This is a genomic window from Micromonospora sp. NPDC049204 (assembly GCF_040647935.1).
GTDB lineage: Bacteria > Actinomycetota > Actinomycetes > Mycobacteriales > Micromonosporaceae > Micromonospora.
This window is the reverse complement of the sequence record NZ_JBEZDC010000004.1, coordinates 415,323-428,458: the sequence shown is the minus strand read 5'-3', so window position 1 is coordinate 428,458 and position 13,136 is coordinate 415,323. Positions and strand designations below refer to the sequence as shown.

The 13,136-nt window shown below is 74.6% G+C and carries 9 protein-coding genes; 7 read left to right on the top strand and 2 right to left on the bottom strand.

Features of this window, described 5'->3' with window-relative positions:
• Positions 1-65: 65 nt before the first annotated feature.
• The 4 genes from AB0A90_RS11195 to AB0A90_RS11180 all read left to right on the top strand — a co-directional run bounded on the left by AB0A90_RS11195 (position 66) and on the right by AB0A90_RS11180 (position 7,659).
• Positions 66-659 (top strand): DUF3043 domain-containing protein, encoded by a 594-nt coding sequence (locus AB0A90_RS11195; RefSeq protein ID WP_357245096.1) that lies wholly within the window; start codon positions 66-68, stop codon positions 657-659.
• Between the two features lie 229 nt (positions 660-888).
• Positions 889-1,449 (top strand): XRE family transcriptional regulator, encoded by a 561-nt coding sequence (locus AB0A90_RS11190; protein ID WP_357245094.1) that lies wholly within the window; start codon positions 889-891, stop codon positions 1,447-1,449.
• A gap of 384 nt (positions 1,450-1,833) precedes the next feature.
• Entirely contained in the window at positions 1,834-6,615 is a 4,782-nt protein-coding gene (locus tag AB0A90_RS11185) for a WG repeat-containing protein (protein WP_357245092.1), read from the top strand.
• A 45-nt stretch (positions 6,616-6,660) separates the two neighbouring features.
• Positions 6,661-7,659 carry an aldo/keto reductase family protein gene (locus AB0A90_RS11180; RefSeq protein WP_357245091.1) on the top strand — a complete coding sequence of 333 codons (999 nt, stop codon included), beginning with the start codon at positions 6,661-6,663 and terminating at the stop codon, positions 7,657-7,659.
• Positions 7,660-7,708: 49 nt separating this feature from the next.
• Here the strand turns inward: AB0A90_RS11180 and AB0A90_RS11175 are convergent, their stop codons facing one another.
• Positions 7,709-8,509: a site-2 protease family protein gene (locus AB0A90_RS11175; protein ID WP_357245089.1), complete on the bottom strand. Its 801-nt coding sequence runs from the start codon at positions 8,507-8,509 to the stop codon at positions 7,709-7,711.
• Positions 8,509-8,709: a hypothetical protein gene (locus tag AB0A90_RS11170; protein ID WP_357245087.1), complete on the bottom strand. Its 201-nt coding sequence runs from the start codon at positions 8,707-8,709 to the stop codon at positions 8,509-8,511. The genes AB0A90_RS11175 and AB0A90_RS11170 overlap by 1 nt, the downstream gene beginning before the upstream one ends.
• 304 nt (positions 8,710-9,013) lie before the next feature.
• Here AB0A90_RS11170 and AB0A90_RS11165 point away from each other — a divergent pair, with 304 nt between their 5' ends.
• The 3 genes from AB0A90_RS11165 (at position 9,014) to AB0A90_RS11155 (ending at position 13,120) form a co-directional block, all read left to right on the top strand.
• A complete protein-coding gene (locus tag AB0A90_RS11165; protein ID WP_357245085.1) occupies positions 9,014-10,996 on the top strand; it encodes a bifunctional adenosylcobinamide kinase/adenosylcobinamide-phosphate guanylyltransferase in 1,983 nt (660 codons plus the stop codon).
• Positions 10,986-11,759, top strand: coding sequence for an adenosylcobinamide-GDP ribazoletransferase (locus tag AB0A90_RS11160; RefSeq protein ID WP_357245083.1), 774 nt, complete (start codon positions 10,986-10,988; stop codon positions 11,757-11,759). The genes AB0A90_RS11165 and AB0A90_RS11160 overlap by 11 nt, the downstream gene beginning before the upstream one ends.
• Before the next feature lie 65 nt (positions 11,760-11,824).
• Complete coding sequence (locus tag AB0A90_RS11155; protein ID WP_357245081.1) at positions 11,825-13,120, top strand: DUF2314 domain-containing protein; 1,296 nt, start codon at positions 11,825-11,827, stop codon at positions 13,118-13,120.
• Positions 13,121-13,136: the final 16 nt, after the last annotated feature.

The following is a 13,136-nucleotide window of genomic DNA, read 5'->3' as shown; positions in this document are numbered from 1 at the left end:
CCTGGAGCCGTCGGCCGTTGTACCGCGATGTGCACCGGGCGCGGACCGTTGGCTACCCTTGCCGCGTGCCGTCGCTCTTTCGCCGCAAGTCCACCGACCTCGTCGACGAGGCCGTCTCCTCGGTGACCCCCGAGGAGACCGCCGAGCGGTCCCGGGGTTACACCCCGGCCAAGGGTCGGGAGACGCCCAAGCGGCCGACCGTCGGTCGCCGCCCGGCCGGTCCCAGCCGCCCCCTCACCAAGGAGGAGGAGCGGGAACGTCGCCGCCAACTGCGCGCCGAGGCCGCGTCGGAGTTCCGCCGCGAGGGCGGTCCCCGCGACCGCGGCCCGGAGCGGCTGCTGGCCCGCAACGTGGTCGACTCGCGGCGTACCGTCGGCACCTGGTTCTTCGGCGGTGCGTTCATCGTGCTGATCGGATCGAACGGGCAGATGCCGGCGCTGGTCCGGTTGATCTCCAACGTGCTCTGGGGCGTGCTGGCCCTGGGATTGATCATCGACTCGGTGCTGATCTGCCGCAAGATCGGCAAGTTGGTCCGGGAGCGCTTCCCGAAGACCGGCCAGCGGATGGGCTCGCTCTACCTCTACGCGGTCATGCGGTCCATCACCTTCCGACGGATGCGCGCCCCGGCCCCGCAGGTGAAGCTCGGCGACAAGGTCTGAGCCCGACTTCCACCCCCGCCCCACCATCGGCGAAACCGCTGTCCCCGGCACCCCCGGCGGCAGCGGTTTCGCCGTAGCTGCGCTGGTCGACTGACGTTTGCGGGCGGGTCGGGGGCAAGCACGCCGTGCGGCATCCGAGCGGGCGCTGTTCGTTGTACCGTACGCAGGGTTCACCCTGCTGGACAGGCTGCTGTTCGCCGCAACGAACGCCGAACCGAGGAGCGGACACATGCCTCCGGAACCGGCCGCCCCGTTGGCCACCATCGCCGCCGCCCTGCGCCGGGAGCGGGAACGCGTGGGCATCTCGCTGACCGAGCTCGCCCGCCGGGCGGGAGTGGCCAAATCCACCCTCTCCCAGTTGGAGTCGGGCACTGGCAACCCGAGCGTGGAGACACTCTGGGCGCTGGGCGTGGCGCTCGGTGTGCCGTTCAGCCGACTGGTGGAACCCGCCGACGACGCCGTCCGGGTGATCCGGGCCGGGGACGGCCCCCGGGTCCGCTCCGAGCAGGCCGACTTCGCCGGCACGCTGCTCAGCGCCGGGGCGGCGCACCTGCGCCGGGACCTCTACCTGATCGAGTTGGAGCCGGGAGCGGCCCGAACCGCGGACGGACACACCCCGCGCAGCATCGAACACGTGGTGGTCGCCGCCGGCCGGTTGCGGGTCGGCCCCGAGACGACCCCGATCGAGCTCGGACCCGGTGACTACGCGGCGTTTCCCGGCGACGCCCCGCACCGTTACGAGGCGCTCGCCTCCGGCACGTTCGCTGTCCTCATCCTCGAACATCCCTGACCGAAGGACGACGATCAGCCCGAGCCCGGCGGCCGTCGAATGCGGTAGGGTCGGAGACCAGGTCCGGTTATGGGACTAAATGCCGGAAACAGTACGGATAACGTTTGCCCTGTTTGCGGCACCACAGTGGCGGTGAGCGAGCCCACGCCGTTACCCTCCATCCGCAGCCACGGCCTGCCGGCGCGGGCGACCTGACCGGCACGCGAGGCCCCAGCACGACAATTTGCAACGAGGTGACAACGCCGTGAGCGAGCGGACGCGAGCCGGCCACCGGGGCGTGGCAGGCGGCGACCGGACGCCCGGCGACCAGTCCGTGACGGCTGCGGACGGCTCACCTCCGGCGAGAATCGGCCGAGTGGCCGGGTGTGGCGACGGGCGCGGCCGATGAGCGGCCGCTACGCCGACCGGTGGTCCGACCCGAACGAGCCGGCCTGGGTGGTCGAACCGACCACCGAGTGGCACCCCCAGTACCCCGGCCAGCGCTATCCCGGCGACATCGGGGTGACCCACCAACCGCCACCGCGCGGCCGGGCGACGGTGACCGGCCGGGCCGAGGTGCCGCCGCTCGCACCCACCCGTCCGGACGGCACGTACCTCGGCCGATCCTGGGCCGACGAACCGCCGGAGGAGCCGGCGGTCCACGGCCGATCCTGGGCCGACGACGAGCCGGGCGAGACACCGAGCTACGGCCGAACCCGGGGCGACGCACGCTCGGTCGACGCGTCCAGCTACGGCCGGAACGACAGCGCCGACCCCCGCACCTACGACCATGAGCCGTACCGCCGGCCACTACCCGAACCGCCCCGACGCGACGATCGCCGCTCCGCCGAGTCGGACCGGCGTACCGCCTGGTCCGACCGCCGGCCCGGCGACGAGCGAGGTCCGGCGCGGGAGGCCGCCTGGCACCGGGACCAGCCCTCCCCCGACCGGTACGACGGGCGACGCCAGCGCCCGGAGCCCACCGAGCGGGACCGTGGCTACCCGGGCACGCCACCGGTCTCCCCCGCGCCCCGCTCCGATTCCGGTTGGATGCCGGAACCGGACGACGTGCCACGTCGACGCGGCACACACGAGCGACCGGCCGCCGGCTACGACCGCCACCCCGTCGACGGGTACGCCGGCCGCGCCACCCGGGACCACGACGGCCGCGCCACCCGGAACCACGACGGCCGGACGGAGGACAACCGGACCGCCGACGGAGCCGACCAGTGGGCACCCGTGGACGGCCACACGCGACACCGCGCCGACGGTTACCCGGACCGGACCGGCGACGACGGCCGCCGCCCGGAACGGCGCTACCGCGCGGACGAGGGAGCCGGCGCAGCGCCGTCGCCCAACGGAGGACGACGGCACCGGCCCGAGCCGGACCTGCCCGACCATCCCCGGCGCGACGACGATCGGCGTCGGCCCGACAGCGACCCGCGCCGTCCGCAGCCCCGCGAGACCGCGGCACGCGCCGAGGCGTACCCGGACCGGCGTCCCCGCGAGGAGGCCCGACCGGGCGCGTACCGCGAGGACGGACCTCGCGACCAGGCGTACCGCGAGGAGCGGCCGGACGGCAATGCGTACCGGGAGTCTCGTGCGCAGCCCGGCCCACGTCCGGACGGCAGCCTGCCCTGGCCGCCGCCGGGTCCCGTGCGCCCGGACCGCACGCGGGAGCCGGGCCAGCGCACCGACCCGCACCGCAGCGCGGACCCACACCGCGGCGCCGAGCCGGTCACCCCGTCGCGGCCGGACGCTCGGCCCGAGCGACAGGCAGTCACCCCGTCCCGCTACGACGAGCGACAGGCCCGCCCGGCCGCCACGGCCCCGTCGACGGCTCGCCGTGCCACTCCCGTCCCCCCGCCGCCGTCACCGGTCTCCCCCGCCGCGCCCAACCGGGACCGACAGGTCCCGGCCGCTCCGATCTCCCCCGCCCCCGACGTACCCGTCTCGGGTCCACCAGCCGCACGCCTTCGGCTGGAGTACCTGCCCGCGCCCGTGGACCCGCCCGCCCCCGACGAGCGTTCGGAGGTGCCACCTCCGCCGGAGCGCCGGACACCTGGCGAACCGGCACCGACTGTCGGGGCACACCCCACCGCGCCGCCGCGTTACCCCGGCCCGGACACCACCGCCCGCCCGACGGACCAGCGGCGAGCTGGCGAGCCCACCCCGGAGCGCCGCCAGTTCGGCGACCCGTCGGGCAGCACCACCCCGACCGACCGCCGCCCGACGCCACACTCTCCCGACCGACCGGCCTCGGGGCAGCGCCCAGACTCGGCGGATCGGCCGCACCCCACGGACCGGCCGCACCCCGCAGACCGGCCGCACCCCACGGACCGGCCCACCTCGGGGCAGCGCCCGGACTCGGCGGATCGGATGGCCCCTTCGGCGGACACACGCCCGCCGGTCGCGCCGCCGCCCACCTGGCAGGTCCCGCACCCGGCGGCGACCCCGCCCGCTCCGACGCCTGCCGCACCGGAGCCCCCGGTGTTGGACGCCGACGCGGCGGCACTCCCGCTCGCCCCTGGCACGCCACGCCGCTACGTACCGCCGCCACCCTCGGAAGGGCCGCTCGCCCCCGTTCGAGGCGCGGACGAGGTCGCGGGCGTTCGCGGGCCGGACGCGTGGTTCAGCCCCGCTCAGCCCGCCGACCCGGATCCGCGCGAGCCCGCGCCGGACCGGCAGTCGTCCGCGCCGGCCGACGACGACGAGTCGACGGTGAGCGAGCCCGACCTGTCCACGACACCGACCACGGTGGACCACGACCCGGTGAATCGGGACCCGCTGGACCACGACCCGTCGGCACCACCCACCGACGTCACCCACGAGCCGAGTGACGAGCACGGAGGCGGGTCGGCACCGGCTGACGCTCCCGAGCCCGTGTCCACGCCACCCGCACGCCCGACAGTCGACGCCCGGGCCGACGAGCCGCAGGACGATGCACAGACGGCTGGCGGACCCACCACGGCGCACGACGACCGACCCGTGTCCGGCGCACCTGCCACCGCGACGTCGCACCAGCAGGCAGAGGTCATCGCCGAGGTCGACCAGCCGATGGTCACCGCTCAACTGGTCGAGGGCACCGATCCCGTCGCGCACGACACCACTGTCGACGCCGAGGCGTACGTCTGGCCGTCCGAAGCCGAGGCCGATCCGCACGCCACCGCCTCGACGGACGGCTCGCGAACCCACGACCGGCCGGACGATTTGGCCCCACCGGCCCCGTCCGCGATGTCTGATGACAACGATGCACCGGTCTCGGGAGCACCGGTCTCGGCCGACCACACGCCGTCGACCCTGACGCCCGTCTCCGCACCCCCGGCACCTACGCCGCCCTTCGCCGCAGCACCGGTCTCCGCGCCACCAGTCTCCGCAGAACCGGTGTCCGCACCACCGGCGTCGGTGCCACCGCCCGTTTCCGCACCACCCGCCACCCCCGCGCCCGTGTCCGCACCGCCCGCCGTCCCCGCGCCCGTGTCCGCGCCGCCCGCGTCGACAGAGTCGGCCTACGCGTCACCCGTCTCCGCACCGCCCGCGCCGACACAGCCCTCCTACGCGCCAGCCGTCTCCGTACCGCCGACGACCCCGCCACCCACGTCGACAGCACCCACCCCCGCACCGCCCATCTCCGCACCGCCCGCGCCGACACCGCCGGCCCACGCGCCGCCCGCGCCCACCGGGCCGGCCTACGCCCCACCCGTCTCCTCGCCGCCCGCGCCCGCAGAGCCGACCTACGCGCCGCCCATCTCCGCACCGCCCGCGCCGACACCGCCGACTCACGCAGGACCCGCGGCCAGCGTTCCCGGCCCGAGGATCGGCCCGCGCGGGGAGGACGCGCCGGTCTCCGCACCACCCGACGACGCCGCACCGGCGACGAACCGCCCCTCGTTGGCCGACCCGGGTGATCCGGAGCAGGTCCTCGCGGCGTACCGCTGGCGGTTGGACCCGGTCACCCTGCGCGAGGAGCTGACCGAGCCGGACCACCTGCGGGCCATCCGGCGGCGGCTGACCGAGAAGCTGGGCTCGGCCATCGACAACCGCGCCCGCGCCCGGCTGCTCAGCCTGCGGGCGGTGGCCTCGCGGATCCTCGGCGACCTGGACGACGCGCTGGCCGACGGCCGGCTCGCCCTCACCTACGCCGAGGCGACCGGCGAGCTGCGCCGGACCTCGTTGGCCCAGGCCCGGCTGGCCCACGTCCTGCGCTGGCGGGGCAACTTCGCCGAGGCTGACCAACTCTTCGCCCAGGCCAACTCGGTCGAGCTACCCGACCGGTTGCGGGCCGCACTACACGAGCACTCCGGACGGTCGTGTTACGACCAGGGCCGGCTCATGGAGGCCTGCCAGCACTTCGAGCAGGCGCTCGACCTGCGTGGCGCCGGCGACGCCGAACTGCTGGACCGGGTCCGGGTGGCCCTCGACGCGGTGGCCGTCCGAGCCACGGCCGACGGCTTCGGGCCGTACCGCCGGGGTCGGGACGAGGTGCTCGACCGGGACCGACCCCCGGTGCCGGAGCGGGACGGGCCGCTGTGGGGTTACACCGGCCAGGACGGCGACCTGGTCATCCCCGCCCGCTACGCCGAGGCGCAGCCGTTCCACGACGGTCTGGCCTGGGTTCGTCGGCCGGACACCGACCGGTGGTCGTTGATCAACCTGCTCGGTACGACGGTGATCCCGCCGTCCTACCGGACGGCGCACCCCTTCAGCGACGGCCTGGCCTGGGTGGTCGGCGAGGGCGGTTGGACGGCCATCGACGCGACCGGCGCGGTGCAGGTCGCGCCCAACTTCGCCGAGGTACGGCAGTTCCGCCGCGGGTTGGCCGCGGTGCGGCGCGAGGGGTGGGGGGCGGTCGACCGGACCGGCCGGATCGTCGTGCCCACCCGCTACCACGGGTTCGTCACCGAGTTGGCCGACGGCCAGCGGGTCGACGGTTTCACCGACGAAGGCCTCGCCGTGGTGGACGTGGCGGGCCGGCGCGGGGTGGTGGATCGCACCGGCGCGGTGCTGGTCCCGCCGACGCACCCGATGCTGGTCATCCACCCGGTGGCGTTCCTGGTCGGCAGCGGCGGCCGGTGGGGTGCGCTGGACCGGCGCGGCGAGCCACTGATCGACCTGGTGCACCGCGATCGCGACGAGGTGTTGGCGGAGATCGATCGGTTGCTGACCGATGCCAACCCGGTGCTCTGAGCGGCCGTTCGACGATGGTGATCCACCGGGGCTAGGGTCGGGTACATGGAATTCCGACACCTGGGCCGTTCAGGCCTGCTGGTCAGTGAAATCTCGTACGGCAACTGGATCACCCACGGTTCACAGGTCGAGGAGGACGCGGCGAACGCCTGCGTCCGGGCCGCCCTCGACGCGGGGATCACCACCTTCGACACCGCCGACGTGTACGCCGGCACCCGGGCCGAGGACGTGCTCGGCCGGGCGTTGCAGAACGAGCGTCGCGAGGGCCTAGAGATCTTCACCAAGGTCTACTGGCCGACCGGGCCGGGCCGCAACGACCGGGGCCTGTCCCGCAAGCACATCATGGAGTCGATCAACGGCTCGCTGCGCCGGCTGCGCACCGACTACGTCGACCTCTACCAGGCCCACCGGTACGACTACAGCACCCCGCTGGAAGAGACGATGGAGGCGTTCGCCGACGTCGTGCACTCCGGCAAGGCGCACTACATCGGCGTCTCCGAGTGGACCGCCGAGCAGCTGCGCGCCGCCCACCCGCTCGCCCGTGAGCTGCACATCCCGCTGGTCTCCAACCAGCCTCAGTATTCGATGCTGTGGCGGGTCATCGAGACCGAGGTCGTGCCGGCCAGCGAGGAGCTGGGCATCGGCCAGATCGTCTGGTCGCCGATGGCCCAGGGCGTGCTCTCCGGCAAGTACCTGCCGGGGCAGCCGCCGCCGGCCGGTTCCCGGGCCACCGACGAGAAGTCGGGTGCGAACTTCATCTCCCGGTTCATGAACGACGACGTGCTCACCCGGGTCCAGCAGCTCAAGCCCCTCGCGGAGCAGGCCGGGCTCAGCATGGCCCAGCTCGCCGTGGCGTGGGTCCTGCAGAACCCGAACGTCTCGTCGGCGATCATCGGCGCGTCCCGCCCCGAGCAGGTGCACGACAACGTCAAGGCGGCCGGGGTGAAGCTCGACGCCGGGCTACTCAAGGCCATCGACGAGATCGTCGAGCCGGTCACCGAACGGGACCCGGCGAAGACCGAGTCCCCCGCACAGCGTCCCTGACGCCGCTGCGGTCCGGCCGGCGCGAGAGGTTCGCGCCGGCCGGACCGGGTCAGCCCTGCCAGAAGCGGATCAGGTCGAGGCCGGTGGCGTAGAGCCAGGACGGCAGGCCCAGGGCGTCGCCGATCGCGAAGACCGCGTCGAAGAACCAGCCGCCGATGCGCGGGTTCCACAGCAGCGCGAAGAGCAGCAGGAAACCGTACGGGGCGAACAGGTCGTACATCTTGCGCCACTGCGGGTTGAGCCACGGCTGGATCATGTTGCCGCCGTCCAGGCCCGGCACCGGCAGCAGGTTGAGCACGCTCGCGGTGAGTTGCAGGAAGGCGAGCAGGGCCACGCCGGCCCAGAACTCCACCGGGCCGCCCGCCGACTCGGTGCCGATCCGCAGCACCGCCACCAACACCAGCGCGAACACCACGTTTGTCGCCGGGCCGGCGAGGCTGACCAGGGTGTGCCGCAGTCGACCCGGGATGGAGTGCCGGTCCACCCAGACGGCGCCGCCGGGCAGACCGATGCCGCCGAGCAGCAGCACCACCACCGGCAGCACGATCGACAGCAGCGGGTGGGTGTACTTCAACGGGTTGAGCGTCAGGTAGCCCCGGTGGGCGATGTCCCGGTCGCCGGCCCGGTAGGCGACCACCGCGTGGGCGTACTCGTGCAGGCACAGCGAGACCAGCCAGCCGGACACCACGAACAGGAACACGTTGAATCGGGCGTTGCCGTACTCGTTCCAGGCCAGCACCCCGCTGACCGCGAAGAGGGCGACCAGGCCGAGGAAGACCGGGCTGGGCCGGAACGCCGCCTTGGGCACGCCGAGCACCAGCCCGTCGGCGCCCGGCCGGTCGTAGGCCATCACTCGGCCGTGGGCAGCAGGCTCATCCGGTAGTCCACCCGGTCGTCCTCCATGAGTGCGACCGAGGTGACGCCGGACGCCGCGAGCTCCCGCCAGGTCTGACCGATCCAGGATTCGGCGTCGGCCTGGCTGCTGAACGACTCCGCCGGTCCCTCGACCGTCTGGCCGTCCGTGCCCTCGTACCGCCAGCTCCACGCCATGCCGCGTCTCCCCTCGCCGCTGATGTCCCCGTGGGACGAACCCTCGCAAGCGTAGTCGGCCCAGCGCGTGACGGCCGCTCGCTCGCCCCGGGCCAGATCATCCCGGCAGCGACGACGAACCCCCGCGACCCTCCGCGATCTTGCGTTTTCTGCCGCGACATAGGAGGCATTCCACGCATCACGGCGACAGAAACTGCAAGATCGGCGCGGCTGGAGGCGGGACGGGAGTCGGGGCGGGTTTTCGATCTTCGCTAGGGCTGGGGCGACGTGCCCGGACTCGGACGAGGCGAACTAAGGTACGGGCATGTCCGTAGACGGGTGGAACACGGTCCTGGTGCTCGGCGGTATCCGGTCTGGCAAGTCCGAGTTCGCCGAGTCCCTGGTCACCGACGCGCCGGTGGTCCGTTACGTCGCCACCGCGCCCGAGGGCGACCCGGAGGACACCGAGTGGGCGACCCGGCTGGCGGCGCACCGCGCCCGACGGCCGGGCAGTTGGACCACCGAGGAGACCACCGAGGACCCGCGCCGGCTGGCTGACGTGCTCGCCTCCGCCGAGCCCAACGAGACGCTGCTCGTCGACGACCTGGGCGGCTGGGTGACGGTGCTGCTCGACCCGGATTACCAGCCTGCCGACGACGTGGCGACGATCGCCGAGCTGGCCGAGGCGATCCGCACCTGCTCGGCCCGGGTGGTGCTGGTGAGCCCGGAGGTCGGGCTGTCGCTGGTGCCGACCACCCCGCTGGGTCGGGCGTTCACCGACGCGTTGGGCGCGGCCAACCGCGCGGTCGCCGACGCCTGCGACGCGGTGGTGCTCGTGGTCGCCGGCCAGCCGGTCTGGCTGAAGCCGGCCGCCAGCGCGACGGCCCCCGCGGCCCCCGCCAGCGCGACGGCCCCCGCGGCCCCCGCCAGCGCGAGCGTCCCGGCCACCCTCGGGAGCACCGCCGTCCCGGTCACCACCGACAGCACCGCCGTCCCGGCCGCTGCGGACAGCGCGACCGCACCGGCCATCCCGGGCAGCCTGGCCGACGCCGAACCCACCCCCGAGGTGCAGCTACCCGACGTGCTGACGCACAAACCGCCGGTCGTGCCGAACCAGGAGCCCGGCAACCCCTGGGCGGCCCCGACCATGGCGCTGCCGATGGTGGCCACCGGGCTGGTCATCCAGCCGGGCATGGAGCTGCCGATGCCCGACGAGTACGCGGGCCCGCAGGCGGTGGACCGACTGGCCACGCTGGACGTACCGGGCGCCGGGCTGGGCGTGCTGGACCGGGTGGTCGGTTTCGCCGCCGCCACCCAGGGCACCGTCACCCCCCAGGCCTGGGGTTCGGTGCGGGTGTTGCTGCTGCACGGCGACCACGCCGGCGGGGCGTCGGCCGGCACCGTCGCCGGTGAGTCGGCGCGGCGGGCCGCGCAGGCTCGCGCCGGACGGGGCGCGTTGGCGCGACTCGCCGCCGAGAGTGGGGCCAGCCTTCAGGTGGTGGACACTCCCGCCGCCGCCCCGATGGAGGACCAGCCGGCGCTCTCGCTCGACCAGGTGGAATCCGCGCTGCGCTACGGCTGGCGGCTCGCCGAGCAGGCCGCCGACGCGGGCGTACAGCTGCTGGTGCTGGGGGCGTGCGGAGCCGGCACCGAGGCGGCGGCCGCGGCGGTGCTCGCGGCGACCGCGGGCGCGGAGCCGCCCGCCGTGCTGGGCCGGGTCATCACCGGCTCCGGCGAGATCGACGACGCGGCGTGGATGGTCCGCTGCGCGGCGGTCCGCGACGCGCTGCACCGCACCCGCCGCTCGTCGCGTGGGGCCAAGGACATCCTGGCCGAGCTGGGCGGCGGCGACGTGGCCGTGGCCAGCGGTGTGCTGCTCGGCGCCACCGCCCGCCGGGTCCCGGTGCTGCTCGACGGGCCGGTCGGGCTGGCCGCCGGCATGGTCAGCCGCGACCTGGCCGGACAGGCCCGGCACTGGTGCCTGCTCGCCGACCACGGCGGTCACCCGGCGGTGCGGCTCGCCGCCGACGTGCTCGGCCTCACTCCCCTGCTCGACCTGCGGATGGATCTCGGCGAGGGCGCGAACGCCCTTGTCGCGCTCCCGCTGCTGCGCTCGGTGCTCGCCCTGGCCGCCGCTCTGCCGGTCCACCCGTCGCTCGGCGGCGACGACGACCCGGACGCCGACGCGCCGGACCACCTCGACGAGACCCTCGACGAGTCCGACTTCGCCGAGCCGGAGCCGGCCGGTCCAGGCCCGGCAAGCACCGGGGCGGACGAGCAGCCGGCGTCGGGTTGGCGTGCCGGCTGAGTCGCGGCTCCTCGCGGGAACCCGGCTGGCGCTCACCACGTTCAGCACGCTGCCGGTGCGGGCCGGGCGGATCGACCGCCCGGTCGCCGGCACCGCGATGGCACTCGCCCCGGCGGTCGGCGCGCTGCTCGGCGCCCTGCTGGCGGGTGCGCTGCTGCTGACCGGCGCGTTCGCTCCGCCACTGGTGGCCGCGGGTGTGACGGTCGGCGTGGGCGCGTTGCTCACCCGCGGGCTGCACCTGGACGGGCTGGCCGACACCGTGGACGCGCTCGGCTCGTACCGGCGGGGGGCGGCCGCACTGGAGATCATGAAGAAGCCGGACGTCGGCCCGTTCGGAGTCGTCGCCCTGGTGGTCGTACTCCTGGTGCAGGCCGCCGTGCTGGCCGACCTGGTGGGACGGTCCGGGCCGGCGTGTCTCGCGGCCGTGGTCGCGGCGACCGCCGCCGGGCGGTTCGGCGTCACGCTGGCGTGCCGGCGGGGAGTGCCGGCGGCCCGACCGGACGGGCTCGGCGCGCTGGTGGCGGGCACGGTCGGCCCGGTGGCACTGGCGGTCGGCGCGGTCACCGTCGTGCTGCTGGCGGTGCCCGCGGTGCCGGGCCGCCCGTGGCAGGGGCCGCTGGCCGTCGCCGCCGCACTCGCCGTCGCGCTCACGCTGCTGACCCACGTGGTACGCCGGCTCGGCGGGATCACCGGCGACGTGCTCGGCGCGACCGTCGAGGTGGTCACCACGCTGGTCTACCTGGGTCTGGTGCTGTCCGCCTGAACCGGGCGCGGCGGGCCGGGTAGCGTTCGGCTCGACAGCACCGGCACGGCCACCGGGGGAACCCAATGCTCATCACGGACGACTTCCTGCCCGTACCGGTGCCGGAGTCGCTCAGCGCGACCTACCTGGTGCCGATGGCGGGGCTGCCGAAGGTCAGCGCGAAGACCGCGGTGGCGGCGCTGAGCGGCCGGCTGGCCGAGCCGGTGCACGGGCTGGCCCGGCAGATGCTGGACAGCCCGCTGATGAGCGTCGACACCCGGCCGATCGCCGACTTCCCCGAGCTGCCGCCGGATCTGCTCACCGCGTTCGGCGCCACCGAGGAGCAGTTGGCCCGGCTGGCCGCGGCGACCCACCTGGTGGTCGTGCAGGCCGAGTACCGGCCCGGTTGGCCGCCCGCGCACGAGTGGGCGGCCCGCGCGGTCGCGGCCGCGGTGGCGGAATCCGTCGACAGCGACGTGGTGGACGTCTTCGGTCTGCAGTTCCTCGACCCGGCGACCGCGCTGCGCTCCCTCCCCGACGAGCAGGGCCGCATCCGACTCGTCGACTGGGTGCTGGTGCCCTACTCCTCGGACAGCGAAGGGCTGTGGTTCACCACCAAGGGACTGCGCCGCTTCGGGCTGCTGGAGTTGCAGACCCAGGGGGTGCCCGACCACCTCACCCGCGCCTGGGGTGCGGTGATGACCGGGGCGGCCCGTCGGTTGCTGCGGGACTGGACCGACGGGCTCACCGGCGAGGAGGTCCCGGCGTTCGTGCAGCTGCCGGTGCTGGCCACCGTCACCGGGCACGACATCGCGGTGGCGTACGGCAATCCGGAGCAGCACGGCGCGACGGCCCCGGTGCTGCTGCGCCTGGAGCTGGACCCGGCGACCGACCCGGAGGCCGACTCGTTCCTGAGCCTGCGCCCGCCGGCCGGGCACCCGGGTCCGGACGGGCGCTACTTCGCCGCCGCCTGCGCCACCCTGTTCTCCGGGATCCAGCCGGACGTGCGCTACGCCCGCTCCGGTGACGCGATGAGCCGGGCGGTCGCCACCGCGCGGGCGGCGCTGGGCGAGGCGCGGGCCCGGTTCGTGGCCGGTCAGCTGCCCGCCGAGTCGCAGTTGGTGGTCAAGTACGGCCTGCCCGGCGACGACGGTCCGGAGTACGTCTGGGCGGGCGTGACCTCGTGGGAGACCCCGGAACGGATCGTCGGCGTCAGCGCCAGCGATGCCAGCACGGACCCCAGCGTGCGGATCGGCGCCCCGGTCGTGGTGGAGGCCACCGACGTTGTCGACTGGGCCATCCTGGATGCGACAGGCGTCATCGAGGGCGGCTGGACCCAGGCAGTCCTGGACTCCGGCGAACCCCCAACCCCCGCCCCCTAACCCCCCACCCTAGTTG

What these genes read in the sequence shown, in the direction of transcription:
- AB0A90_RS11190 (WP_357245094.1), top strand. Translation starts at nt 889, where the DNA reads ATGCCTCCGGAACCGGCCGCCCCGTTGGCCACCATCGCCGCCGCCCTG.
- AB0A90_RS11185 (WP_357245092.1), top strand. Translation starts at nt 1,834, where the DNA reads ATGAGCGGCCGCTACGCCGACCGGTGGTCCGACCCGAACGAGCCGGCC.
- AB0A90_RS11180 (WP_357245091.1), top strand. Translation starts at nt 6,661, where the DNA reads ATGGAATTCCGACACCTGGGCCGTTCAGGCCTGCTGGTCAGTGAAATC.
- AB0A90_RS11175 (WP_357245089.1), bottom strand. Translation starts at nt 8,509, where the DNA reads ATGGCCTACGACCGGCCGGGCGCCGACGGGCTGGTGCTCGGCGTGCCC.
- AB0A90_RS11170 (WP_357245087.1), bottom strand. Translation starts at nt 8,709, where the DNA reads ATGGCGTGGAGCTGGCGGTACGAGGGCACGGACGGCCAGACGGTCGAG.
- AB0A90_RS11165 (WP_357245085.1), top strand. Translation starts at nt 9,014, where the DNA reads ATGTCCGTAGACGGGTGGAACACGGTCCTGGTGCTCGGCGGTATCCGG.
- AB0A90_RS11155 (WP_357245081.1), top strand. Translation starts at nt 11,825, where the DNA reads ATGCTCATCACGGACGACTTCCTGCCCGTACCGGTGCCGGAGTCGCTC.